The sequence below is a fragment of the Aeromonas sobria genome (assembly GCF_000820145.1).
Lineage (GTDB): Bacteria > Pseudomonadota > Gammaproteobacteria > Enterobacterales > Aeromonadaceae > Aeromonas > Aeromonas sobria.
On the sequence record NZ_CDBW01000029.1, the window covers coordinates 109,198 to 133,215 of the forward strand.

The 24,018-nt window shown below is 57.4% G+C and carries 22 protein-coding genes; 13 read left to right on the forward strand and 9 right to left on the reverse strand.

The window, feature by feature from the left end:
• The first annotated feature begins 55 nt into the window (after window positions 1–55).
• The 7 genes from pabC to BN1135_RS13610 all read left to right on the forward strand — a co-directional run bounded on the left by pabC (window position 56) and on the right by BN1135_RS13610 (window position 5,997).
• Window positions 56–862: an aminodeoxychorismate lyase gene (gene pabC / locus BN1135_RS13580; protein WP_042021921.1), complete on the forward strand. Its 807-nt coding sequence runs from the start codon at window positions 56–58 to the stop codon at window positions 860–862.
• Entirely contained in the window at window positions 852–1,853 is a 1,002-nt protein-coding gene (mltG, locus tag BN1135_RS13585; RefSeq protein WP_042021922.1) for an endolytic transglycosylase MltG, read from the forward strand. Before pabC ends, mltG begins: the two co-directional genes overlap by 11 nt.
• Window positions 1,853–2,494, forward strand: coding sequence for a dTMP kinase (gene tmk, locus BN1135_RS13590; protein WP_042021923.1), 642 nt, complete (start codon window positions 1,853–1,855; stop codon window positions 2,492–2,494). Before mltG ends, tmk begins: the two co-directional genes overlap by 1 nt.
• Window positions 2,479–3,426, forward strand: a complete 948-nt coding sequence (holB, locus tag BN1135_RS13595) for a DNA polymerase III subunit delta' (protein WP_042021924.1) — start codon at window positions 2,479–2,481, stop codon at window positions 3,424–3,426. Before tmk ends, holB begins: the two co-directional genes overlap by 16 nt.
• A gap of 24 nt (window positions 3,427–3,450) precedes the next feature.
• Window positions 3,451–4,230 carry a TatD family hydrolase gene (locus BN1135_RS13600; protein ID WP_042021925.1) on the forward strand — a complete coding sequence of 260 codons (780 nt, stop codon included), beginning with the start codon at window positions 3,451–3,453 and terminating at the stop codon, window positions 4,228–4,230.
• 286 nt (window positions 4,231–4,516) lie between these two features.
• Window positions 4,517–5,545, forward strand: coding sequence for a site-specific integrase (locus tag BN1135_RS13605; protein WP_139245204.1), 1,029 nt, complete (start codon window positions 4,517–4,519; stop codon window positions 5,543–5,545).
• Between the two features lie 161 nt (window positions 5,546–5,706).
• Window positions 5,707–5,997, forward strand: a complete 291-nt coding sequence (locus BN1135_RS13610) for a RepB family protein (protein ID WP_042021926.1) — start codon at window positions 5,707–5,709, stop codon at window positions 5,995–5,997.
• A 201-nt stretch (window positions 5,998–6,198) separates the two neighbouring features.
• Here the strand turns inward: BN1135_RS13610 and rsmF are convergent, their stop codons facing one another.
• The 4 genes from rsmF to BN1135_RS13630 form a co-directional block, all read right to left on the reverse strand.
• Complete coding sequence (gene rsmF / locus BN1135_RS13615; RefSeq protein ID WP_042021928.1) at window positions 6,199–7,629, reverse strand: 16S rRNA (cytosine(1407)-C(5))-methyltransferase RsmF; 1,431 nt, start codon at window positions 7,627–7,629, stop codon at window positions 6,199–6,201.
• 155 nt (window positions 7,630–7,784) lie between these two features.
• A complete protein-coding gene (locus BN1135_RS13620; RefSeq protein WP_042021930.1) occupies window positions 7,785–10,337 on the reverse strand; it encodes an MlaD family protein in 2,553 nt (850 codons plus the stop codon).
• A 55-nt stretch (window positions 10,338–10,392) separates the two neighbouring features.
• Window positions 10,393–10,995 carry a paraquat-inducible protein A gene (locus BN1135_RS13625; protein ID WP_042021932.1) on the reverse strand — a complete coding sequence of 201 codons (603 nt, stop codon included), beginning with the start codon at window positions 10,993–10,995 and terminating at the stop codon, window positions 10,393–10,395.
• Window positions 10,979–11,605 (reverse strand): paraquat-inducible protein A, encoded by a 627-nt coding sequence (locus BN1135_RS13630; protein ID WP_042021933.1) that lies wholly within the window; start codon window positions 11,603–11,605, stop codon window positions 10,979–10,981. The genes BN1135_RS13625 and BN1135_RS13630 overlap by 17 nt, the downstream gene beginning before the upstream one ends.
• 147 nt (window positions 11,606–11,752) lie before the next feature.
• Here BN1135_RS13630 and prpB point away from each other — a divergent pair, with 147 nt between their 5' ends.
• From prpB to BN1135_RS13645, 3 genes are read left to right on the forward strand one after another with little or no spacing between them, the layout of a single operon-like run.
• Complete coding sequence (gene prpB, locus BN1135_RS13635; protein WP_042021935.1) at window positions 11,753–12,640, forward strand: methylisocitrate lyase; 888 nt, start codon at window positions 11,753–11,755, stop codon at window positions 12,638–12,640.
• Window positions 12,641–12,650: 10 nt separating this feature from the next.
• Window positions 12,651–13,778: a bifunctional 2-methylcitrate synthase/citrate synthase gene (gene prpC / locus BN1135_RS13640; protein WP_042021936.1), complete on the forward strand. Its 1,128-nt coding sequence runs from the start codon at window positions 12,651–12,653 to the stop codon at window positions 13,776–13,778.
• Between the two features lie 10 nt (window positions 13,779–13,788).
• Window positions 13,789–15,234, forward strand: a complete 1,446-nt coding sequence (locus BN1135_RS13645; RefSeq protein WP_042021937.1) for a bifunctional 2-methylcitrate dehydratase/aconitate hydratase — start codon at window positions 13,789–13,791, stop codon at window positions 15,232–15,234.
• An 87-nt stretch (window positions 15,235–15,321) separates the two neighbouring features.
• Here the strand turns inward: BN1135_RS13645 and BN1135_RS13650 are convergent, their stop codons facing one another.
• The gene (locus tag BN1135_RS13650) at window positions 15,322–16,050 is read right to left on the reverse strand and encodes a DUF8198 family protein (RefSeq protein ID WP_042021940.1); all 729 of its coding nucleotides are present in this window, start codon (window positions 16,048–16,050) and stop codon (window positions 15,322–15,324) included.
• Window positions 16,051–16,309: 259 nt separating this feature from the next.
• Between BN1135_RS13650 and BN1135_RS13655 the strand changes: the two genes are divergently transcribed.
• Together BN1135_RS13655 and BN1135_RS13660 are read left to right on the forward strand one after the other, a co-directional pair.
• Window positions 16,310–16,645 (forward strand): polyhydroxyalkanoic acid system family protein, encoded by a 336-nt coding sequence (locus BN1135_RS13655; protein WP_042021943.1) that lies wholly within the window; start codon window positions 16,310–16,312, stop codon window positions 16,643–16,645.
• 250 nt (window positions 16,646–16,895) lie between these two features.
• Complete coding sequence (locus BN1135_RS13660; RefSeq protein WP_042021945.1) at window positions 16,896–18,326, forward strand: wax ester/triacylglycerol synthase family O-acyltransferase; 1,431 nt, start codon at window positions 16,896–16,898, stop codon at window positions 18,324–18,326.
• A gap of 81 nt (window positions 18,327–18,407) precedes the next feature.
• On the opposite strand, the gene BN1135_RS13665 is transcribed toward BN1135_RS13660, so the two are convergent.
• The 4 genes from BN1135_RS13665 to BN1135_RS13680 form a co-directional block, all read right to left on the reverse strand.
• Window positions 18,408–19,199 (reverse strand): tetratricopeptide repeat protein, encoded by a 792-nt coding sequence (locus BN1135_RS13665; RefSeq protein WP_042021947.1) that lies wholly within the window; start codon window positions 19,197–19,199, stop codon window positions 18,408–18,410.
• A 25-nt stretch (window positions 19,200–19,224) separates the two neighbouring features.
• The gene (locus BN1135_RS13670) at window positions 19,225–19,866 is read right to left on the reverse strand and encodes a TetR/AcrR family transcriptional regulator (RefSeq protein ID WP_042021948.1); all 642 of its coding nucleotides are present in this window, start codon (window positions 19,864–19,866) and stop codon (window positions 19,225–19,227) included.
• 1 nt (window position 19,867) lies between these two features.
• Window positions 19,868–21,055 carry a patatin-like phospholipase family protein gene (locus BN1135_RS13675; RefSeq protein WP_042021950.1) on the reverse strand — a complete coding sequence of 396 codons (1,188 nt, stop codon included), beginning with the start codon at window positions 21,053–21,055 and terminating at the stop codon, window positions 19,868–19,870.
• 82 nt (window positions 21,056–21,137) lie between these two features.
• Window positions 21,138–21,716, reverse strand: a complete 579-nt coding sequence (locus BN1135_RS13680) for a phasin family protein (RefSeq protein WP_042021952.1) — start codon at window positions 21,714–21,716, stop codon at window positions 21,138–21,140.
• 251 nt (window positions 21,717–21,967) lie between these two features.
• Between BN1135_RS13680 and BN1135_RS13685 the strand changes: the two genes are divergently transcribed.
• Window positions 21,968–23,941: an SDR family oxidoreductase gene (locus tag BN1135_RS13685; protein ID WP_042021953.1), complete on the forward strand. Its 1,974-nt coding sequence runs from the start codon at window positions 21,968–21,970 to the stop codon at window positions 23,939–23,941.
• Window positions 23,942–24,018 lie beyond the last annotated feature (77 nt).

Genomic DNA, 24,018 nt, shown 5'->3' on the forward strand with positions numbered 1-24,018 from the left:
AAAGACACAGGCCCGATACTGCCGGTATCGGGCCTTTTTTATCGGAGGGATCCCTTTGCTTATCAATGGAATGAAGCTTAATAGCATCTCGGCATATGATCGGGGGCTGGCCTATGGTGACGGTCATTTCACCACCATGGCGGTCAGAGATGGTCGGGTGTTGCAGTGGCCTGCCCATCTGGCAAGGCTGCAGCTGGCCAACAACCGGCTGGGATTGGTTGAACCTGACTGGGATCTGTTGACCCAAGAAGTTGAAGAGATGGTGGCCAACCAGCCACAATGTGTGGCCAAGGTGATCCTGACCCGCGGAGAGGGTGGCAGAGGCTATGATGGCAGCGGTTGTCAGCACACCACCCGCATTATCAACCTGGCGCCATTTCCCACCCACTATGGCCAGTGGCAACAGGAGGGTATCGAGATGGTGGTGTGCCGCCAGCGGATCGGTGATGCCCCCATGTTGGCCGGGCTTAAAACCTTGAATCGTCTGGAGCAGGTATTGCTGAAAAGCGAACTTGTCAGCCGTGGTGCAGTCGAAGGGATAGTGCTCAACAGTCGCGGTTTTCTGACTGAAGGGGTCAGTGCCAATCTGTTTTGGCGTCGAGGCAAGACGGTATTTACACCGGATCTGGCCCGCGGTGGCGTCGATGGCATCATGCGCCGCCAGGTGATGGCGATGCTGAAACAGATGAGTATTGAGTTGCGTGTGGTGGAGGCTCCTCTGGAGTCACTATGGCAGGCAGAAGAGGTATGGCTCACTAATACCCTGATGGGGGTGGTACCGGTCAACGGTATCGAGGATATTTATTATCCCGCCGCGGTATTGAGTCGCCGTTTACAGGAGCGTTTGGTCATTGAAGTTTAATCGGCTTTACACCCTGCTTGCGGGGGCGGCACTGACTGTTGCCGTCTCCGGGGGCTATGTGCACTACAAATGGCAACAGGTGGAGACACTCACCAACAAAGGGCCGACCCGGCTCTTTACGGTGGAAAAAGGGGCTCATGCCGCCCGCTTGATCACCGAGTTGGGGGAGGGGGAAACCAGCCCATGGGCGGTGCGGCTCTGGCTGCGTGGTCATCCTGAATTGGTGGCCATCAAATCGGGCACCTATGAGATCAAGGAAGGGGCTCCCCTCAAGGATACCCTCTCCCTGTTTGCCTCAGGCAAGGAGTTTCACTTCAGCCTTACCTTCGTTGAAGGTTCCCGTTTCGAGGACTGGCAGAAGCAGCTCTCCAGCGCACCTTATCTTGAGCGTTTGACGGTCGAGCAATCAGAAGCCGATCTGGCGCAGGAGCTCGGCATCGAGAATGGCAAGCTGGAAGGGTGGTTCCTGCCGGAAACCTACGCCTATACCACCCATGCCAGCGATCTGTCGCTATTGCGCCGGGCCCATCAGGATATGGAGACCTTCTTGCAGCAGAGCTGGGAGAAACGTCAGGCCAACTTGCCCTACAAGACGCCCTATGAGGCGCTGATCATGGCATCCATCATCGAGAAAGAGACCGGCCAGCCTGATGAGCGAGCACAAATTGCCGCAGTATTTGTCAATCGCCTGCGTCTGGGGATGAAGTTACAGACTGATCCCACGGTTATTTACGGGGTGAAGGATCGCTACGATGGCAATATTCGCCGCAGCGATCTGACCGACAAGAATCCCTACAACACTTATGTGATCGATGGTTTGCCGCCCACGCCTATCGCCATGCCGGGCAAAGCCTCTATTGAAGCAGCGCTCAACCCGCTGGCGAGCAACTATCTCTATTTTGTCGCCAAGGGGGGCGGTGCCCACTATTTCTCCAAGACCCTCGATGAACACAATCGGGCGGTTCGCGAATTCATATTGAAGAAACCTTAATGTCTAAATTTATTGTGATCGAAGGATTGGAAGGGGCAGGGAAGAGCTCGGCTGTGCGTTATGTCACTGACTATCTGCAGCGCTACGGTATCGACAAGATCGAATGCACCCGCGAGCCGGGTGGTACCCCGCTGGCGGAGCGGATGCGCGCCATCGTCAAAGAGGTGCACGATGAGCGCCTTACCATCGAAGCCGAACTGCTGTTGATGTATGCTTCCCGGGTACAACTGGTGGAGACTCGCATCAAACCGGCACTGGCCGACGGTATCTGGGTAGTGGGGGATCGCCACGATCTCTCCTCCCAGGCCTATCAAGGTGGTGGCCGTGGTATCAATGCCAACCTGATCGGTGCCATCAAGCAGGCGGTGCTCGGTAACTTCAAGCCGGATTTCACCCTCTATCTCGATATCGATCCCGCCCTTGGCTTGCAGCGCGCCCGCCATCGCGGCGAGCTGGATCGCATCGAACTGGAGCAGCTCAGTTTCTTCGAACGTACCCGAGCGCGTTATCTCGAACTGGCCGCCAAGGATGATTCCATTGTGGTGATCGATGCGGCGCAAACGCCGGATCAGGTTAAAGCGGCCATCGAGCATGCATTGGACCACTATCTGTCGAACGAGCAGCTATGTATCCCTGGCTGATCCCGGATTGGCACCGTTTAAGCCAGACAGCTCAGTCCGGTCGGCTCGGTCACGCCTGGCTGCTGCTTGGGGATCCCGGTCTTGGCAAGGAACAGCTGGCCGAACGACTGGCTCGCTTACATCTTTGCCAACAACCGGATCGTGGAGAACCGTGCGGTCATTGCCACTCTTGCCAGCTGTTTGACAAGGGCAACCACCCGGATCTCGGCACCATAGCCCGTGACAGCAAGACCATCGGGGTCGAGGCCATTCGCGAGATCTGCACCCGGCTGCAGGGCTCTGCCCAGCTCGGCCGTGGCAAAGTGGTGATCATTCCTGATGCGGAGCGGATGACCGAATCGGCAGCCAACGCCCTGCTGAAAACCCTGGAAGAGCCGGCTGGCGACAGCTTGCTGTTGCTGATTGCCTCCCAGGTTTCCCGGCTGCTCCCCACCATTCTCAGTCGCTGTCACAAACATGTCTGCCAGTTGCCGGCGGAAGGGGAGACAGTACGCTGGTTGGCAGAGCAGGGTCATCAGGCCACCTTGGCCCAGGTGCGGATCTGTCAGGGCGCCCCATTGCGGGTACTCGATTATATCGAGCAGCAACAGGACGGAACTCGCCGTGAGCTGCTGGAAAATTTCGTCGCTCTGCAGCAAAGCCCCATCAAAGCAACCGCAGTTTGTAGCCAGTTGGGGCAAGAGACCCAGGTCAGGTTGCACTGGCTGCAGCTGTTTTTATGCGACGCGTTGAAAACCCAGGCGGGATGCGGTCACCACCAGTTGGCGATGCCGGATCTGGCGATCTTGAGTCAACGATTTGCAGAGCAGCACTCCAGCGAAAAACTGCTGGAGGCAGAACAAGATCTGGTTGCCCTCAAGGCCGCTTGTCAGCCGGGACAGCTCTCCAACCCCACCATCCATCTGATGAACTGGCTCAGTCGCTGGTTATAGTTCCGACAAGAATAAAGGTTTTATATGTTACTCGTTGATTCCCACTGTCATCTAGATCGCCTCAGCTATGGCAGCAAGCAGACCAGCATGGCCGATGTACTGGCCAAGGCCGCGAAACTGGATGTGGGATATTTTCTCTGTGTCAGTGTGACTCAGACCCAGTTCCCGACCATGCTCGAGGCGATCGCCCCGTATCCCCAGGTATTTGCCTCTTGTGGGGTGCACCCGCTCAATCAGGAACCCGGGGTGGATGCTGCCTTGCTGCTGACCCAGGCGACGGACGAACGAGTGATCGCCATTGGCGAGACCGGGCTCGACTACTTCTACTCCCCCGAGAATAAAGAGGTGCAGCAAGCCTCTTTCCGCGAGCATATCCGGGTTGCCCGCGCACTGAACAAGCCGCTGATCATCCACACTCGCGATGCCCAGCAAGATACCTTGCAGATCATGCGTGAAGAGGGAGCGGATCTGGTTGGTGGTGTGCTGCACTGTTTCACCGAATCTCTCGAGATGGCGCAAGCGGCGATGGCGATGGGGTTTTATATCTCCATCTCCGGGATCGCCACCTTCAAAAATGCGTCTGTACTGCAAGAAGTGGTCAAGGCTCTGCCCCTCGACAGATTGCTGGTCGAGACCGACTCGCCCTATCTTGCACCGGTACCCCATCGGGGGAGGGAGAATGAACCTGCCTTTGTACGAGACGTTGCCCAGTTTATTGCCGACCTGCGTCATATACCGCTCGCTGAATTGGCAGAAGAGACCAGCCGTAATTTCTTTGAACTGTTCAAGCTGGCGAAAAAATAACCCAAAGGCTCCGTTGTTCGGGGCCTCTTACATTTCAAATATCAAGCTGATTACCCCCGTCAATATCAACACAATGCCTCGTTATCTCTTACTTACTGTTGTGTCCACTTAGTCTAAATTCATGCCAAACAGCTGCTATTAACATCGCCATGTTCAATAGGTTCTATGGTGGTTAAGGGTATTAAATCAAGTCACATCAAGTATCGATAATATTCATTATCGATACTTGATGTGTGGGAAGGATCCTGTAAGATCCTCTCAAACTTCATATGAATCATAGTGTTCCGTGGTATATCCAAGCTTATCCAATCCGGCTCATCAGTCACTGCAAACCGTCTTCGATGCCCAGCTAAATAGTCGGGCTCGTCGCTTTTTGCGCAGTTCAAAAGCCGATTCAACCCTCAATGCTTATCAGGCCGATACCCGTATTTTTGTCTTTTGGTGCCAATTGCACGGGCTGGATCCGCTGCAAACGACCCATCACGACATTATGAACTTTCTGGCGGATCAGGCAGATGGGGTATTGGCCGACTGGATATGGCTCGATAAAGAGGAGGGGAAAGGGGAGCTACGTAACGGCGAGCCTCGAAAACCGGCAACCCTGGTAAGACGGCTGGCGGGGATCCGCTACGCCTTCAAACAAAAAGGCATTAACCCAATGCCCACCGAGCATCCCGAAATCAAGGAGATGATGCGCGGTATAGTGCGACTGGGAGATAACCGTAAGCGCAAGACAGGTGCATTAACGCTGCAACCATTAACTCGGGTATTGGATGGTATCGACACCAATGATCTGGCCGGCCTTCGCGATCACACCCTGCTGCTCTTGATGTTCAGTGGCGCCTTGCGCCGCTCGGAAGCGGCCAGAATTGAAGTGAGCGATCTCGATTTTGTAGGGCAGGGGATCCGCCTTCGCCTCAAACCGAGCAAGCATCAACTCCATGAAACCGAAATTGCGCTGATCCCGGGCAAGCATCATTGCCCGGTGTCGGCACTGCAGCACTGGCTGCGCAAAAGCCGGATCAGCGAGGGGCCGCTGTTTCGGAGAATGAACCGCTGGGGGCAACTCATGCCAGATCCCCTGGGGCCACAAGGGATAAACCTGATGATCAAACGGCGAACCGGTCAGGCCATCGATGATCTCTACGTCAGCGGCCACAGCTTGCGGCGCGGATTTATCACCTCGGCAGTCACAGCTGGCAAACCGATGAACAAGATCATTGAAGTCACTCGCCACAAGGATATGCGGACTCTGCAGGAGTACTTCGATGATGCCCATAAATTCTCTGATCACGCGCTCGATGGCTTGCTTTGATATAAGTGCGTCACTGCATTTTTTATGTTAAATGATATCTTGTTGATCTGATGATATATTTGTCGCGAAGCCAACAGTCCAAGGTAGAAGGGTCATCTTCCAATGGATAATGGCATGTGATGAGAGATAACAAATTCGAAAATGAAACATCGCAAGGACATATGAGCCAAGAAATGACAGTGAATGAAGAGCAAGAGGCGGTTCCCCAAAACAATGCCGAGCGGCAGCGCCTGCATGTAAAACGCAAACAGGAGACCCATACCCGATTGCAATGCTGGATCAGCAATCGCCACGCCGAGCGATTGGCTGATCTGGGTCTTCACCTCGAAGACAGTCAGGCATCACTGATAGAACAAGCGATCGATCTGCTTTATCAACATGAGTTGGGCAGGGGATCACCGCTTGAAAACACTGTCACCAGCCTGGTGGAAGAGACGGTTGTAAAAGCCTAGTGATGAAGAGTTGGCGGGACGATAAGAGATAAAAAGAGCCAGGTACGAATTCCTTGTACCTGGCATAGGGGAATTGGCTCCTTGCAGAGCCGTGCGCTAACTGGTGTTCGGATTGCCTTAAGCTTAGACAAGGCTCAAGGCTTTTCAAGATCCGAAAAGAAGTTCAGCCTGAGTGTGGCTATTCCAGACTCGTTCCGCTGCTTACGCACCAAAGAGATTGTTGTCTCGCACCAGTTCCCGGGGGAGGGCATTCTTGACCCGACTGCCAACCCATTTCCCCATGCCCAGGGTATGCCCCTGATAACGGACGATCACCTCACCAGCGCCAGCTGCCTGCTCAGGCCAGACATCTCGTCCCATCATAAATTCACGGGCATTGGCACTGTCGAGCTCGACAAATCCTTGACTGGCTTTATCACCATAAGCCAGTGCCCATTGATGGGTGAGTCGATAACCTTTCTTGAAGGTCTCGGCCAACTTGATACCGATGCGATCGAAACGCAGCTTGCCCTGTACCTGTTCAAACAGATGGGGAAAGAGCCAAATCTCGTCATTGCGACCAAACAATTGCCCCTGCGGCACCACTCCAAAAGTGGCGGCAATCTCTTGCAACATGGGGTCAGCCTCTTTGGCCGGTAGCGGTGAGAAGGGGAATTTTCCCAGCTTGCCCGGTTTGAACATGGTATTGGGCACCGAGTGCTGCTTGCGTAATCTGGCGACGAAAAAACCCTCACTGTCGAAGATCTGGGACCAAACGTGCAGGTATCCTTCCGCTGTACAAGCCTGCTCCGCATGGGGGAACAGGTCCGCCAGTGAGTCAAACATCAGGGCATCACCGAACTTGTCCAGCAGAGATTGGCAGACCGCCTGATTCTCCTGCTCACTCAAGGTACAGGTGGAATAGACCAGCACGCCGCCCGGTTTCAAGGCATGAAAGGCGCTCTCCAGCAACCCTTGTTGCACCGCAGCAATCTCGTCGATGCTCTCGATGCTCCAGTTGCGCAGGGCATCTTCATCTTTACGTACCGTCCCTTCGCCGGAGCAGGGGGCATCGAGCAGGATGGCGTCGAAGGTTTCCGGCAGCCACTGGCCAAACACCTTGGCATCAAAGTGAGTCATGCCCACATTGGTCACACCGCAGCGCTGGATATTGGCACTGAGCACTTTCAATCTGCTGCTGGAAAACTCGTTGGCAACCAGCATTCCCTGATTGTTCATCAGCGCAGCGATCTGGGTGGTCTTGGAGCCGGGAGCGGCAGCGGCATCCAGCAACATGCCGTCCGCTTTGATCTTGTCGCTGGCAAATAGCGCCGTCACCGGCAACATGGAGCTCGCTTCCTGGATATAGAAGAGGCCGCTCAGATGCTCGGCGGTGTTGCCGAGGGGAACCGTTTCATCGCTGCGGGTGAGCCAAAAGCCGGTGTCACACCAGGGCACGGGATCAAACTGCCAACCCTGTGGCTGCATTTGTGCCAAAAAGTCACACACAGTGATCTTGAGGGTATTGACCCGAATGCTGCGCCGCAGCGGTCGCCGACAACTGGCCACAAAATCATCCATAGACAGATGAGCCGGCATGATGGCCGCAATGTGGTGTAAAAAGTGATCGGGAAGGTAGGTGTTGTCGTGCACGGCGCCGTCTCGTTGACCGAAAAAGAGGGTCGATATCCTACCACACGCCAAGCCATTCTCTTAATGGTGACCCTAGTTAAATAGACCAGATGAAATAAAACGCCCGGCATGCGGGCCGGGCGTTTGTAGCAATCAACGGTGATTGAGGAAGAAGATCAGGGCAGGATGCGCGGGCTCCACTCCAGCCACGCTTTCTCGGCTTTGCCGTAGAGTGGATAGCTGTGGCCTGTCTTGACGGTCGGCCCCATCTCTTTCTCCGGGGTATTGAAGGCGATGCCGCCCGCCAGCAGGCTCTGCACCGTCTCCACTTCGATGGTGCCGCCGGTCAGGCCAATATCCGCCTTCACTCCGGAGACGTTCCAGAACCGTGAGTTGGCACGCACCAGATGGGCATACTCCTGCTCCACGCTCACCTCAATCAGCACCTCGCTGCCATCCCGTGCCAACGCCACCTTGGTGACACTGCCCACCACCAGTTTGCGAAACAGCAGCGGGCTACCAACGCTAAGACCGTTGACCGAAGGGCTCTTGAGGGTCAAGGCCAACCCGACCGGACCACTCTGACTCAAGGGGAAGCGATCTTTGCCTGCCCCCTTACCAGGTTGGGCTTCGACAAAAGCCCCCTTGATCAGGGTATCGAGGTGAGCAACACCGCCCAGCCCCAGCTTGGCTTGCACCAGCGTAAAGCGGGCACCGGATTGCAGGAAACGCTCGGCGTAGTGGCCATCAAGCTCTGCCTTGAAGATCACTTGACCCAATGACGGCTCCAGCTCAATCTGCTCAATCTTGCCGATATCGACCCCCCGATAACGGATCGGGCTGCCAACTCCGAGGCCCGGGTTGCTCTCTGCCACCAGAGAGAGGGGGCGTACCTTGGCTCTGGCCTGCTCTTTATTGTCAAACAGCTGATGGCTGCTACGGCCGGTACCCAGCCGGTCAAACTCAATGGCACCGCGCAGCAAGGTGGCCAGATTACCGACTTTGACCTTGACGCCGTCAACCCCTACCCGGGTGTCGATGGCTGCTTTCTTCCAAAATTGCGGCTGCCGAGCGAGGAGGGGGGCGTACACCCCGTCAATTTCCAGCTCAATCTCGACCCCTTCTTTCGCGGCGCGCAGCTGTTTGACCTTGCCCGCTTCCAATCCCAGATAAAGCACGGGGGAGCCGATACCGATGCCATCAGCCTGATCTGCATTCAGCAACCAGCGCTGTGGTTTGGCATCACGAGTCCCAAGCAGTGCCAGCTCCTGATTCGGGTAGAGCCGATTGATCCGCTCGCCACTACTGGCTTGTACCAGCTTGATCCCGCCACCCAGCCAGGCACTGGCTGGGCTGGTTTCCACTTTGATGCCGCTCAGATCGGCATCTATCTGCAGCGGTGCAGCGCGATAAAAACGGGCTCGGTTGAGCAGATGGCCATAGTTCGGCGTCATCACCAGTTCGACACTGGCATTACCGCGCGCATCCAGCATCAGCTGGCTGATCCGGCCCACCTCCAACCCCTTGTACCAGACCGGTGCATCCAAATTTAGCCCGGCCAGATCCTCGGCTTGCAGCGTCACCTTGGAGCCGCTCTGGGGAGCGCGATCGGTCAGGGTCATCTTGTGCGCCGGTTTGCCCGCTACATAGTCGAGGCGAATGGCAGGGCCGGAGAGCAGGCGATCTGCATGTTGCACACCGGTCGGGGAGAGGGAGACGCTCTCCCACACCAGCTGGCTTTGGTCGGTAATGCGGTAAGCCTGCTCAGGGTTGATCAGCGCCGTCACCACGCGCCCCTTGTCGGTCAGACCAATGGGGTCAATGCGGCCAATCTCGATCCCTTCATAAAGGATGGGCATTCCCTCCTTGATAGGGAGATCACCAACCAGGATATTGATGCGCTCACCACGCGCCGCTTCCGCCAGCCCTTTGTAGAGGGTAAACATTTGACCCTTCTCTGGCTCTGGTGAGGCTTTGGGCGAGTCAAAAGCGATGCCGCCGCTCAGGATGGAGGTGAGGCTACCTGCTTCCACGTTCACCCCGGCCAGACTGAACGAGCCCTTGAAGCCGCTGATGTTCCAGAAGCGGGTATCTGCTTTGATCAGATGTTCAAAACGAGGCTCGATCACCAGATCCAGAATGACATTCTGGTTGTCCTGGCCAAGGCGGGTATTGATGACACTGCCCACTTCGATGCCACGGAAGTAGAGCTTAGCGCCGATCCCCACCGAGCCCAACGAGTCAGCGGTCAGGTGCAGCATCCGCCCCTGAGCCTGATAGCCGGGGGGAGGCCCCTCCAGTGCATCGAAAGTCTCCTCCAACGGATTGTTGTCTCGCCCGGGTTGCAGATTGATATAGTTGCCGGAGACCAGGGTATCGAGTCCGGAGATCTCGGTCAGCGATGCTTTGGGGCTCACCAGCCAGAAGGCTGACCCTTTGCGGATCAGTGGCCGAGCCCGGCTGTCTATTTTGGCCATCACCGCAATCTTGCGACCATCTTCAGCAAGATCCATCTCTTGCACCACGCCGATGGCCACCCCCTGATAACGGATCTGGGTTTTGCCCGGTAAAATACCGTTACCCTGGGCGAAGTTGACCTGAATAAGTTGGCCACGACTCAACACCTGCTGATAGAGAAAGCCCCCCGCCAGCAGCAGGGCTATCAGGGGGAGCAACCAGACTGGCGATAACCAGCGGCGCTTTTCAATGACGGGTTCAGCCCCGATCATACCGACTCCTTATTGGCTGGATTAAACAGCACATAATACAGAAACAGAGAACTCATCAACGGGCCGCCTTATCCCACAGTAAACGGGGATCGAGCATGCGGGCTGACATCATGGTCAGCACCACCACACCGGCAAAGGCAGTGGCACCGGGGCCAGCCCGGACACTCAGCATGACACCGCGATCGACCAGCGCCACCATCAGTGAAATCACGAACAAGTCCAGCATCGACCAGCGGCCGATAAAGTCGATCACCCGATACATCAAAAGCTGGCGCTTGCGTCGCACCGGTTTGGCCCGCTGCAACTGCCAGCAGATCCAGCCCAGCCCCAATATCTTGCCCACCGGCACCAATATGCTGGCGGTGAGGACTATGGTGGCAATCCCGCTCATTTTGCTGTGATAGAGCATCATGATACCGCTGAAAATGGTATCTGACTGCAGCAACCCTTTGTTGTAAAAGTGGGTAATGGGCAGCAGGTTGGCCGGTAGCAGCATAAAGGTGGCGAGCGCCAGCAAGCCCCACGACCAGGCGAGGGAGCGGGGAATGCGCACCTGCAGCTTGTTGTTGCAACGGGGGCAGCGGGCACCGGTTTGATAACGAACCAGTAAGCCGCAGTCGTGGCAGCGGCACAGCCCCATCTCACGGGCGCTGGTCATCTGCTGCCTCCTTGAGGGGGATCCGTGCCCAGTAGGGCGCCGGGTCAAACAGGATCAGCAGAGTCATATTGAGCAACATCAAAATACCCAGACTCAGCAATCCGCCACCAAGCTGGACATCCGCTATATCGATCAGTTTGAACAGGGCAACGAGCAGGCTGACGATATAGACCTCCAGCATGGCCCAGTGGCGAAACACTTCAACCAGCTTCAAGGTCGGCGCCAGGATCTGCCAGCGTTTGGCCAGCCCAGATGCCAGTGCAAAGATACCGGCCAGCAGCCCGACGGGGGCCAGCACGGCGCACCAGAGCACCAGACCGGCCACCCACCATTCTCCCTCGCCAAACAGCACCAGGATGCCGCGTAGCAGATCAGCATCGGAGTTCACCCCGCCTAATCGCAAATAGATGAGTGGTTCAAAAAAAGCGGAGGGTAGCAACAGCAAGCCGGTGATGGTCAATGCCATCAACTGGGAGGGACGAAAGGCATAGCGGCCATAAAGATGCTGGTGACAGCGTGGACAGTGGGCATGGCGACGCAGCGGCAGAGCCTTGCGCTGGATCAGCAAGTCGCACGCCGGACAGACAATCACGGAACTGGGCTCCATCATGCAATTCAACCTGTTGAATGAATCGGTGAAATTTACCCTAAAACCGTTTCGCTGTCTTGCCTGCGCCCTGAATGGGACGAAAGTATGATTGACGTTAACGTAAACGTGATATTAGATAGCCAGACTAGACAGGTGAAAGGAGTCATGATGTCCAGTTTGTCCCCCTCGGCAGGCCTGCGCTTTCGCACCGCCCTTGCCAACGAAGGTCCCCTGCAGATCGTCGGCACCATCAATGCCTATATGGCGCTGATGGCCGAGCGCAGCGGTTTTCAAGCTCTCTATCTCTCCGGTGCCGGGGTGGCCAACGCCTCCTACGGCTTGCCGGATCTTGGCATGACCTCCCTCAACGACGTGCTGATCGATGCCGAGCGGATCACCGCGGCGACCCGCGTGCCACTGCTGGTTGATATCGATACCGGCTGGGGCGGGGCATTCAATATTGCCCGCACCATTCGCGCGTTCGAGCGGGCCGGGGTCGCCGCCGTCCATATGGAAGATCAGGTGGCCCAGAAGCGCTGCGGCCACCGCCCCAACAAGGCGGTGGTGTCGCTGGATGAGATGTGCGATCGGATCAAGGCGGCGGTGGATGCCCGTCAGGATCAGCACTTCGTCATCATGGCCCGCACCGACGCGCTGGCGGTGGAGGGGATAGGTTCTGCTCTTGAACGTGCCGCAGCCTATGTGGCTGCCGGTGCCGACATGATCTTCGCCGAGGCGGTGACCGAGCTTGCCCAGTACGACCAGTTCAAGCAGGCGGTCGGGGTACCTATCCTCGCCAACATGACCGAATTTGGCAAAACCGAGCTGTTTGACAAGGAGCAGCTCGCCGCCCACGGGGTCGACATGGTGCTCTACCCGTTAAGCGCCAACCGGGCCGCCAATCAGGCCGCCCTCAACGTCTATCAACATATTCGCCAGGATGGCCATCAACGGGCCGTCGTGGAGACCATGCAGACCCGGGAGTCGCTCTACGACTATCTCGGCTATCACCACTACGAGCAGACACTGGATCGTCTGTTCACATCCAGGGATTAGGAGGCAGCGTATGGGACAGCAAAAACCGTTGGGCGGGGCAGGTCTGCGCGGGCAGAGTGCGGGGGAGACCAGCATCTGCACCGTGGGCAAGAGTGGCACCGGTCTCACCTATCGCGGCTACGACATCAAGGAGCTGGCCGATAGTGCCCAGTTTGAGGAGGTCGCCTATCTGCTGCTCAAGGGGGAATTGCCCGGTGAGCAGCAGCTTGACGCCTACAAGCGCGAACTGCGTCGCCTGCGCGCCTTGCCCCTGCCGCTGCTGGAGGTATTGGAGCGTATCCCCGCCAATGCCCATCCCATGGATGTGCTGCGCACCGGCTGTTCCATGCTCGGCGATCTGGAGCCGGAAGATGGTTTCGAACATGAGCATGAGGTGGCGGATCGGCTGCTGGCAGCCTTCCCGGGGATCCTGATCTACTGGTACAAGTTCAGCCATGAAGGGGTACGCATCGCTCTCGATACCGATGAGGAGTGTATCGGCGGCCACTTTCTGGCACTGCTGCACCAGAAGTCGCCAAGCGAGCTGGAGCGTCGGGTGATGCATGTCTCCCTCATCCTCTACGCCGAGCATGAGTTCAACGCCTCCACCTTTGCCGCGCGGGTCTGCGCCTCGACCCTATCCGACATGTTCTCCTGCATCACCGCAGCCATCGGTACCCTGCGCGGCCCGCTGCACGGCGGCGCCAACGAGGCGGCCATGGCGATGATCGAGCCCTGGCAGGATGAAGCCCAGGCAAGGCGCGAACTGCTGGCGAGACTGGCGGCCAAGGATAAAGTGATGGGCTTTGGCCACGCCATCTACCGCACTTCAGATCCGCGCAACGTCATCATCAAGGCGTGGTCTGCCAAACTCGCCGAAGCGGTGGGGGATGATCGGCTCTATCGCGTCTCCTGCGAGGCGGAGAAGGTGATGTGGGAAGAAAAAGAGCTCTTTCCCAACGCCGACTTCTTTCACGCCAGCGCCTATCACTACATGGGGATCCCGACCAAGCTGTTCACTCCGATCTTCGTCTGTTCGCGGGTCACCGGCTGGTGCGCCCACGTGATGGAGCAGCGCGAACACAACCGGATCATCCGCCCGAGCGCCGATTATATCGGCCCGGCGCCCCGTCATTTTGTCTCCCTACAACAACGATAAGGAAATCACGATGTCCGCCAACGTCGACGTCAACCACAGACCCGAGCCCGATCAGGTGCTGGTCGATATTGCCGATTATGTCTGCAACCACCCCATAACCAGCGAGGCGGCCCTCGACACCGCCCGCTATTGCCTGATGGACACGCTAGGCTGCGGCCTCTTGGCTCTGCGCTTCCCCGAGTGCACCAAGCACCTTGGCCCCATAGTACCGGGCACCATAGTGCCCTTTGGTGCCCGGGTGCCCGGTACCCAGCTCTGTCTCGATCCGGTCAAGGCGGCCTGGGATATCGGCGCCATCATCCGCTGGCTCGATTACAACGACACCTGGCTGGCCGCCGAGTGGGGGCACCCCTCCGACAATCTGGGCGGTATTCTGGCCACCGCCGACTGGTTGTCACGTACCCGCGTGGCCGAGGGCAAGGCGCCGCTCACCATGGCCGAGGTGCTGGTGGCCATGGTCAAAGCCCATGAAATTCAGGGGGTGCTGGCGCTGGAGAACTCCTTTAATCGGGTTGGCCTCGATCACGTGGTAGTGGTCAAGGTCGCCAGTACCGCCGTGGTGACCCATATGCTGGGGGGAACCCGCGATCAGGTGATCGATGCGGTCTCCCAGGCCTGGGTCGATGGCCAGAGCCTGCGCACCTACCGCCATGCCCCCAATGCGGGTTCCCGCAAGAGCTGGGCGGCGGGGGATGCTACCTCCCGCGCGGTGCGCCTCGCCCTTATCACCATGAGCGGCGAGATGGGCTATCCCGGCGTGCTGAGCGCACCCAAGTGGGGCTTCTACGACGTGCTGTTCAAGGGCAACCAGTTTGCTCTGCATCAGGGGTACGGCAGCTATGTGATGGAGAACGTGCTGTTCAAGATCTCCTATCCCGCCGAGTTCCACGCCCAAACCGCGGTGGAGTGCGCCATGAAGCTGCACGGTCAGGTGAAGGGGCGGCTCGACGAGATTGACCGCATCGAGCTCACCACCCATGAGTCGGCCATTCGGATCATCAGCAAGGTGGGGGCCCTCAACAACCCGGCCGATCGGGATCACTGCCTGCAGTACATGGTGGCGGTGCCGCTGATCTTCGGTCGCCTTATCGCCGAGGATTACGAGGACGATGTAGCCGCCGATCCCCGTATCGACGGGCTACGCGACAAGATGGTGGTGCAGGAGGACAAACGCTACAGCCGTGAATATCTGGAGGCGGACAAGCGATCCATTGCCAACGCCATCCAGATCTTCTTCAAGGACGGTACTCACACCGCCAAGGTGGAGGTGGAGTATCCGGTCGGCCATCGCCGTCGCCGGGAAGAGGGGATCCCGCTGCTGGTGGAGAAATTCCAGCACAATCTGGCCACCCGCTTCCCGGCCAAACGGGTCCGCGATATTCTCGCCCTCTGCCAGGATGGCAAGCAGCTGGCCAGCACACCGGTCCACGCCTTTATGGATCTGCTGGTAATCTGACCGATATCTACCGGCAAGCAGTTATAAACGAAAAGCGGGTCCATCGGCCCGCTTTGTTATTCTGGCGGTTTATCCCTCACCGCAACACTACGCCAGCACACTGCTATCGCCGTTAAAGAGCGCCGTCATGATCGCCGTCTCACGACTGGCGATGGTCTCGAGAAACTCGTTGGCACGCCCCATCTGATGGCAGACCCGATAACCCCGCTCGACAAAGGAGAACAGCTCGCCAAGCCCCGCCAGATGGGCGGGCCCTGACACCAGCTTGAGGGTCGCACCCAGCAGCGGTTTTCTCGCCAGCCTGTCCAGCGTTATGCCAAGTTCATTCACCAGGGTGATCTGCTGTTCGCGACGGGCCATCTCGCCCACGGCACGATAGGCAATGACGTAGTATTCGGCACTGATCGGATTGATACCACCAATGCGGCGCAATGCCACCACCATCAGATAATCCAGCTCCTCGGAGAGGGCATCAAGCTCGATCGCCTGCGCCAGCACCTTGAGGCCGGACTCCGGCAACAGCCGCTCGGCAGTCGGCATCACCCGCATCACGTCCGCATCGCGGCGGGCACAATCGCCGGGGCCATAGAGATCGGTCAGGAAAAATGCGGCGGCGGGGCCGTAGCGGTCACTCTCCAGCAGATCGCGATGGGTACGCCCCAACCTGTCGGCCTGCCATTGGCGCAGCCGATCCCGATCCTGCTGATCTTCCGGGTGGGCACGCATCTGTTCGCGCAAGGCGGCAACCCGCGTGAGCTGGCGATAGAGCCGACCCAGGGTACTATCGTCGTCGTGGGCATGTTCTTGATGCGTCATCTACAGCTCTCTGGCCTTGGGCCCATTGATTGGGATTTGGTGGTATGAAGATACAAGTGAATGAAAAACAAGCAGCTTTTGCTGAGCGTTCCATCACAAGTGTAGCGCGCAAGGGGGAGGGAATAAATGCCTGGCCCCGTAGACGGCCTTCATCCCTGTCGACTCTGTTAAGTGAGTCCCATTTATGGGAACACCCCTTTCACTTGTGGTGAACATGTGTTTAATATCAATAAATATCTTATGGCCCAGAGTATTCACCATGTTTCTATATGACTCACTCGCTGGTAGCAGCGGACTCTCCACCATTCAGGTCAACCGTCAACATCCTCTGGGCCTTGCCGCTGCACGCCTTGCCGCAGAAGCCATCGCTCAGGATATGAGCGAAAGCTACCAGCTCGATTGTGAATGGGCAGATGAAGAGGAGACCGAATTGCGGTTTCGTGGCTCAGGGGTACATGGCACCCTCACCCTGGACGATGAGACCCTGAAACTGGAAGTACATCTCGGCTTGATGCTGCTACCGGTGCGTAGCGTGCTGGAGCAGGAGATCCTCGATTATGTCAACAACCGGCTACCTTGCCCTCATCGTGCGTGAAACCATCAGGGGTACACCTGAAATAGCCGGATCTGCAGGCAAGTCAGCCTGATAATATATCCGTTCGCTTGCCTTGCGTGGTTATTTAATAGGCAGTTAATGAACGGGGTATTTTATTTTCGATCATTCTATTTTCATATTTCGAGTCGGTAGTTGCTGTTGTTATGTTCACTCCCTGAATGCCCTCACCGGATATGAGTGGCATCTGTGATTGACCGCCTCGCTAAATTCATGTTGTAGGGAAACAACCATGCCACTAAGTGAATTTATCTCCTGCGTTGACACTGCTTGGTTACGCATGGACAGACCTAATAATCTGATGCAGATTATTGGCGTCTTGATGTTCGAAGGCCAACTGGATGAGCCGCGCCTGCGGGACGGATTGCGCCATACCATGTCGGTACAACCTCGCTTTCAGCAACGCGCCATGCTTGAAGGGGGGTCGTACTACTGGCGCCATGACCCTGACTTCGATCTCGACCAACATCTCAAACGGGTGATCCTGCCGGGCAAAGCGGGCAAGCTTGAACTGGAAAAGCTGGTGGCCGATCTCGCCTCCACCCCCCTTAACCACCAGCGTCCCTTGTGGGACATGCATCTTACTGACACCTCCCTCGGCGGGCAGGCGCTGGTGGTGCGGATCCACCATGCCATGGGCGACGGTTTCTCGCTGGTTCGGGCCATTCTGACCATGATGGATAACACCCCGCAAGGTTCACCACGCCCCCAACCATCAGCGCAGCAGGATGAGTCAACGCAAGAAGAGGAGGAGATGCCACACGGGGGCAGCAGGTTAGTGCGGGCAGGTCTGAAGTTGACCGGAAACCTCTGGTCCAGATATGTCGATGTGGTTACCCATCCCACCAAGGCCATGGACTACCTCAAGATCGGGCGAGATGTCGCCAGCGAGCTGTGCCACATTGCCACCCTCAACGATGACTCCCCATGCCGCTTGCGGGGAAAAACCGCCAGCACCAAGCGGGTGGCCTGGTCAGAACAGATTGCGTTGCCAGACATCAAAGCCGTGGGCAAAGTGCTGGGTTGCTCGGTCAACGATCTGTTGATCGCCGCCACCGCCGGTGCTTTTCGCCACTACTTGCAGGAGAAGGGGGATGACGCGGACAAAGTAGAGATCCGGGCGCTGGTGCCAGTCAATATGCGGGCCCCAGACGATGATGGCGCCCTTGGCAATCGGTTCGGGCTGGTGGCCCTGGATCTGCCGCTCGATATTGAACATCCGTTGCAACGCCTCTATGCCGTGCGTGACCGCATGTTGGCACTGCGCACCTCGCTACAGCCTATCGTTGTGCTCAATCTGCTGCAGGTGCTGGGGATGGCACCAAAGGCGGTACAACAACAAGCTGTCGAGCTGCTCTCGGCCAAAGCCAGTTCGGTGATCACCAATGTGCCAGGCCCGCAGCAGACACTCTATCTGGCCGGCGCGCGGCTGCGCCAACCGCTGTTCTGGGTACCCCAAGCCGGGGATATCGGCGTGGGGGTCTCCATACTCTCTTACGACCATACGGTACAGCTGGGTCTGATCACCGACAAGAAGCTGGTGCCGGACCCCGACCAGGTGGTGGCACGTTTTGCAGTAGAGTTTGAACAGCTGCTGTTACTGGCGTTGATGGAGCCAGCACTGCACTGTGACCCGCGCGAGCTCGATGCGCTACTGGGTTGACCCACCGCAGATTCATTTCCTGCCATAACGAAAGAGGCCAACCTGCAGGTTGGCCTCACTCTTTAGCGGCAGAGCAAGGGATCACTCATCCTCAAGCTCATCACACGCGGCAGCCACATCGAGGCGCTCCATCGCATCCACCGGCTGGCACTCGGCGGCTTCGGCATAGAGCGCCTCAGCGGCTTTCAGGCGACTCTTGCCGTGCAGCATCACCTGGGCATTGGCGTACTCCATACGAGCAATGGCAGAATCGGGGATCAACGCCAGCGCTACCTTGAAGTGGCGCTCTGACTCCTCTTTTTTGGCACCATAAGTAATGCCGCCAATCATGGCCCCTAGTTTGTCGACTATCTCGGCGTGCCAGGCACCGAAGGCGATATGGGCTTCGGCATGATCCGGTTCCAGCGCCAGCGCCTTTTCCAGACTGCTCTTGATCTTGTCGCCAATCCCTTGTGACAGCGCTTTGGTGATAGAGATCACCTGACTGTAGCGACCGAGCGCCAGGGCGTGGAAATACCAGGCGTTGGCGTTGTCGGGCTGGCGCTTTTGCAGCTGCTCGGAGTGATTGGCGGCCCGCTCGAAGGCGGCGCGCTTGGCATACTTGTCATCCAGCAGGTAACTGGCATGGATCACCAGCGCCTTGTTTGCCACGTTGAGCCCTTCGTCACCAGCAGCTTCACCCAACGCCACCGCCTGGGCAAAATCCCCGGCGTGATAGGCCCGCCAGGCATCCTGTACCTGTTCATCCTCAGGCCAGGGTTCCGCATCCCCCTGATGGAGGCGCTCCCAGTGATCCGCCAGCTTTTGGCCAGCATAGTCATAAGCAGCATCCGCGTAGGGGAAGGGGACAAATTCGAGTTGTGAAGTAGTCATGCTTGTTCTCCCTGTAGCATGTGAATCAAACCTTATCGGTGTAGTGGTGGGCGAGGGCGCCCAGATGAGCGCGGGCATCTGCCCGCAGAAAGGGTGCGACCAGCTGCATCACCTGAAAGACGCCGAGGGCGATATCGGCGTCCGCCTTGGGGTGCAGTGCCCGCTGGTAAGAAATCCAGAATGTGCCCACCAGCGCCACATTGGCCGCCAGTGAACGCATCTGTTGTGCCGACCCGTCCATCAGCCCGGCCGTTTGCAAATGCTGGCAGATGGCCGCAGCCGTGTGCTCCTTGCGGCGCAGCAGAGCGGAAAAGCGCTGCTCCACCAGATGGTAGCTATTCATCAGAGTCGAGATATCGTAATAGAAGAAACGGTACTGCCAGATGGCTTCAAACATCAGGTGCAGGAAGAGCCAGATATCTTCCGCTTCATCGGTGGGGGTACTGACTGCATCCAGCAGGCGAGCCATCTGCTGTTCGAACTCAGCGAACAGCGCATTGACGATCTCCTCCTTGTTATGAAAGTGGTAATAGAGATTGCCCTGGCTTATCTCCATCTCGGCGGCAATGGCCGAGGTGGTAACGGTTGGTTCCCCTTGTCGATTGAAGCAGGCGAGGGCAGTGGTCAGGATCCGCTCCCGGGTACGGCGTTTGGGCTTGCGATCCATGCTACTCCTTGACTAATGAACGACGCACACCGTGGCGATAACGCTTGGCAAGCCAGTGTTGCAGCTGTTCCAGTGACTTGTCCAGCGCGGCGACCGAACCGCTGCTGGGGGCCAGCAAGGTTCGTTCTTTATCTTCCAGTGCAGCCAGATTGAGCTCCAGGCCATGCTTGGCCAGCACGGGGGCCAGTCCCTCGCGTCGCTCCCAGAGGTCACTGCGTGTGCGCTGGAAGGCGTGCTCACAGAGACGGCGGCGATCCCGATAACTGAACACATTGGTAAAAAACATCTCGCTATCGGCACCCGAGGGCTCAAACAGCAGCGCATCGGCATCGGGGTATTCATGGCGGTAACGATCCATTCCCACATGCATGCGGGAGTGGATCATGGCGCGAAAGGTCTGGGCCAGCACCACCGGCAGCCCGCTGTCGACCAGATTGGTAGGCTCCCCGGGGATCATGCTGGCATCAAAAGGCACCAATGGATTGATGCACAAGACCAGATCTGCCCCCTCCTGCAATGCGACCGAGGCGTGCAGGGTCTTGATCAGCGCCCCGTCCACATAGTAGCGACCATTGATCAGGGAAGGGGGAAACAATCCGGGCAACGCTGCAGACGCCTGTACCGCCGCCGAAATGGGCACATCATCCAGCCCCGGGCTGCCAAAGGCCACCGCATGGCCGGTATTGAGCTCAGTGGCGACGACGAACAGACGGCCAGCTAGCTGGCGAAAATCATTGCTGCGGCCCGGGCGAGAAAAAAACTGGGTCAGGATCCGATCCACCCCGTGGTTGTCAAACAACCCGGTCGGGATCGCCTTGGAGAGCCCCTGCAGCGACTCGAACAGCCGATGCTTCCAGGGGGCAGAGAGGTAATGGCCAAGGCTCTGCCAGGCCAGCGGCGGGATGGAGCTCAGCCGGTCGGCATATTCGCCAAAAGCAGGTCGCAGTAAGGTGGCCGGATCGAATATCTCACCGGAGTCATCACTGAGCAGGATCCGCACCAGCTTGTCGGCTGAAATGCCATTGGCCAGTGCCGACGCCACTACGGCCCCCGAACTGACCCCCACGTAGATGTCAGCATGTTCAAGACGCAACCCCTTGATGCTGTCTGAGAGGGCAGCACAGGCACCTATCTCGTAGATGCCGCCCAGCGGGCCGCCTCCGGCCAGGGCAATTGCGATCGTACTCATAGTGCCACCTCGCTATAAATGGAAAAACCGGCCCAGCTAAGGGCATGGGCCGGTATCAATCACCATCTGGCAGGATCAGAGATCAGGGGAGAACGCTTTCCGCTTTCGCCTTCACCTCTTTGACGGCATCCTCGGCGGCAGAGAGCAGATCCGCGGCCTGTTCGACCACCGCCTCTTTAGCCTGGGCGACCGGAGCCTTCTTTACGGGTGCCTTTCTGACGGCAGGTTTCTTGGCTGCGGCCGGTTTTGCTTCGGTGGCCGCGGCAGGGGCCGCATCGTCCTCGGCATCCAGCAACTGCTGTACCACCTCGGTCAATTCCGCCATGCGCTTGGAAAGCTTGTCGATATCTTTGCGGGTCGGGATGCCGAGGCTGGCAACCGCACGCGCTACGCGCTCTTCGAATACCTGCTCGAGGCGACCCCAGGTCCCGGCAGTTTTGTCGGTCACTGCGGCAATTTTCTCGTCAGCGCTCTGACGGGTTTTGGCCTGCAAGGCTTCCCCTTCTTGCACCAGCGCTTCAAAAATTTTGCCACCCTCTTCCTGCGCTTTGGCATAGGCACCCAAGCCAGCCAACCAGATCTGCTGAGTGGACTCCTTGATGGTGGAGGTGAGTTGGTTGTCGGTCACTGAACTTGCCAGTGCTTTGAGTTTTTTAGCCATGATGATCTTCTCCTTGAATAACGACGGTTAACCGTAATGGCGACAACGACAACGTGCAGTCCGGTTGTGGCATTACTGATTTTTCAATTTCAGTCTAGGGACAAAAAATAGAGGGTTCTACCTAATAACGAAACTGTAAATTAACCGAACTTAGGGATAGCTCACGAACTGGTTATTGAATTGCAGATTTCCATATGAATCGTGATATATCTAACGGTAAGTAATAGCCAAATCAGTAGCGGAACGATGACATGAACTATTTCATTACAGGTGGTAGTGGTTTTATAGGCCACAGATTGATTAAAAAAATACTGGATGCGTCACTCGACAACAAAGTCTATTTTTTGATGCGTTCATCCCATCAAGAAAAACTGACCGACCTGTTTGCCTTCTGGCAAGTCGATGAACAACGAGCCATCCCGGTATTTGGTGACATCACGCTACCACTATTGGGCATATCGACCGAGCAGCTGGCGCAGCTCAGTGGCCGTATCGATCACTTTTTCCATCTGGCTGCCATTTATGATCTCAATGCCAAAGAGGGGATCCAGCAGCAGGTCAATATCGAGGGAACCCGCCAGGCGGTACAACTTGCCGACCGCCTGGGCGCCGGGCACTTCCATCACTGCAGCTCCATCGCCGCCGCAGGACTGTTCGATGGCCTGTTTCGGGAAGACATGTTCGAGGAGGCCGAGCACCTCGACCTGCCCTATTTCCAGACCAAACACGAATCAGAAGGGATTGTGCGCAACGAATGCACCATTCCCTGGCGGATCTACCGCCCCGGCATTGTGGTCGGCGACTCCAATACTGGCGAGATGGACAAGATAGACGGCCCCTATTACTTCTTTAAAACCATCCAGAAGTTGCGCCGTCTGTTGCCACCCTGGATGCCTGCCATCGGGGTGGAGGGGGGCCGCATCAATATCGTACCGGTCAACTTCGTGGTAGACGCCATGGTCTACATCGCCCACCAGCAAGGGGAGGAACGCAAAACATTTCACCTGACGGATCCCAACCCGATGCGGGTCGGCGACATGCTGAGCACCTTTGCCCGTGCGGCCCACGCGCCCGAACCCGCCATTCGCATTAATGCCTCTTTGTTTAACTTCATCCCCCGTCATCTGAGCGCCATGTTGATGACCATGGCACCGATACGCCGGATCCGCGATGCCGCGATTGCCGATCTGGGGCTGCCCAAAGATATGTTCCGCCTCATCAGCTATCCCACCCGTTTCGATAGTCGCGAAACCCAGCGAGTATTGAAAGGCTCTGGTATTGAGGTCCCGCCACTGCACAGCTATGCCTGGCGTTTGTGGGATTACTGGGAGCGTCATCTCGATCCCGAACTCTTTATCGACCGCTCCCTGCGCGGGCGGGTCGAAGGCAAGGTGGTATTAGTCACTGGTGCCACCTCGGGGATTGGTCGCGCCACTGCACGCAAGTTGGCAGGGGCGGGAGCGACCGTGGTGACCATTGCCCGCGATGAGCAAAAAATTGCCGAAACCCGCGCCGAATTTGCCGAGTTGGGCCTCGCCATCGAGGTCTATCAGGGGGATCTTGCCGATCTGGCCGAGGGGGAGGCGATTACCAGGCAAATTGTCGAGGATCACGGTGGGGTCGATATTCTGATCAACAATGCCGGTCGCTCCATTCGTCGTTCCATTGAAGACTCGTTCGAGCGTTTCCACGATCTGGAGCGCACCATGCAACTGAACTACTTCGGGGCACTCAAGGTGATCATGGGCGTGCTGCCCACCATGATTGAGAAGAAAAAAGGCCACATCATCAACATCTCCTCCATCGGGGTGTTGACCAATGCGCCGCGCTTCTCTGCCTATGTGGCCTCCAAGTCTGCTCTCGATGCTTGGGTGCGCACCGCCGCGTCAGAGTTTGCCGACAGAGGGGTTAGCTTTTCCATCATCAATATGCCACTGGTGAAAACGCCGATGGTCGCGCCCACCAAAGAATATGACCAAGTACCGATGATGACCCCGGAAGAGGCCGCCGATCTGGTGTGCGATACCATCATCAACAAGCATGTTCGATTGGCGACGCGCCTTGGGGTATTCGGTCAGGTGATCCATGCGCTGGCACCGCGTGTTGCCCAGGTGATCATGAACACCAGTTTTCGCACGTTTTCCGACCCGAAAGATGGGGATAAATCCAAAGCGGCCGCCGATAAGATTGCCGTGTCTACCTTGATCAAGGGGATCCATTTCTAACCGATTGATCATTCATCCACAAAAAGGGGGCCTGAATCATCAGGCCCCCTTTTTTATAGGCTCTGTCCCAATTATGT

Bases quoted from the DNA above. Each gene is read 5' to 3' on its own strand.
- BN1135_RS13655 (WP_042021943.1), top strand. From the start codon at position 16,310: ATGTTTCTATATGACTCACTCGCTGGTAGCAGCGGACTCTCCACCATT.
- BN1135_RS13610 (WP_042021926.1), top strand. From the start codon at position 5,707: ATGAGCCAAGAAATGACAGTGAATGAAGAGCAAGAGGCGGTTCCCCAA.
- BN1135_RS13625 (WP_042021932.1), bottom strand. From the start codon at position 10,995: ATGACCAGCGCCCGTGAGATGGGGCTGTGCCGCTGCCACGACTGCGGC.
- BN1135_RS13675 (WP_042021950.1), bottom strand. From the start codon at position 21,055: ATGAGTACGATCGCAATTGCCCTGGCCGGAGGCGGCCCGCTGGGCGGC.
- BN1135_RS13685 (WP_042021953.1), top strand. From the start codon at position 21,968: ATGAACTATTTCATTACAGGTGGTAGTGGTTTTATAGGCCACAGATTG.
- tmk (WP_042021923.1), top strand. From the start codon at position 1,853: ATGTCTAAATTTATTGTGATCGAAGGATTGGAAGGGGCAGGGAAGAGC.
- BN1135_RS13600 (WP_042021925.1), top strand. From the start codon at position 3,451: ATGTTACTCGTTGATTCCCACTGTCATCTAGATCGCCTCAGCTATGGC.
- holB (WP_042021924.1), top strand. From the start codon at position 2,479: ATGTATCCCTGGCTGATCCCGGATTGGCACCGTTTAAGCCAGACAGCT.
- BN1135_RS13645 (WP_042021937.1), top strand. From the start codon at position 13,789: ATGTCCGCCAACGTCGACGTCAACCACAGACCCGAGCCCGATCAGGTG.
- BN1135_RS13630 (WP_042021933.1), bottom strand. From the start codon at position 11,605: ATGATGGAGCCCAGTTCCGTGATTGTCTGTCCGGCGTGCGACTTGCTG.
- BN1135_RS13620 (WP_042021930.1), bottom strand. From the start codon at position 10,337: ATGATCGGGGCTGAACCCGTCATTGAAAAGCGCCGCTGGTTATCGCCA.
- BN1135_RS13665 (WP_042021947.1), bottom strand. From the start codon at position 19,199: ATGACTACTTCACAACTCGAATTTGTCCCCTTCCCCTACGCGGATGCT.
- BN1135_RS13650 (WP_042021940.1), bottom strand. From the start codon at position 16,050: ATGACGCATCAAGAACATGCCCACGACGACGATAGTACCCTGGGTCGG.
- prpB (WP_042021935.1), top strand. From the start codon at position 11,753: ATGTCCAGTTTGTCCCCCTCGGCAGGCCTGCGCTTTCGCACCGCCCTT.
- prpC (WP_042021936.1), top strand. From the start codon at position 12,651: ATGGGACAGCAAAAACCGTTGGGCGGGGCAGGTCTGCGCGGGCAGAGT.
- BN1135_RS13660 (WP_042021945.1), top strand. From the start codon at position 16,896: ATGCCACTAAGTGAATTTATCTCCTGCGTTGACACTGCTTGGTTACGC.
- BN1135_RS13680 (WP_042021952.1), bottom strand. From the start codon at position 21,716: ATGGCTAAAAAACTCAAAGCACTGGCAAGTTCAGTGACCGACAACCAA.
- BN1135_RS13670 (WP_042021948.1), bottom strand. From the start codon at position 19,866: ATGGATCGCAAGCCCAAACGCCGTACCCGGGAGCGGATCCTGACCACT.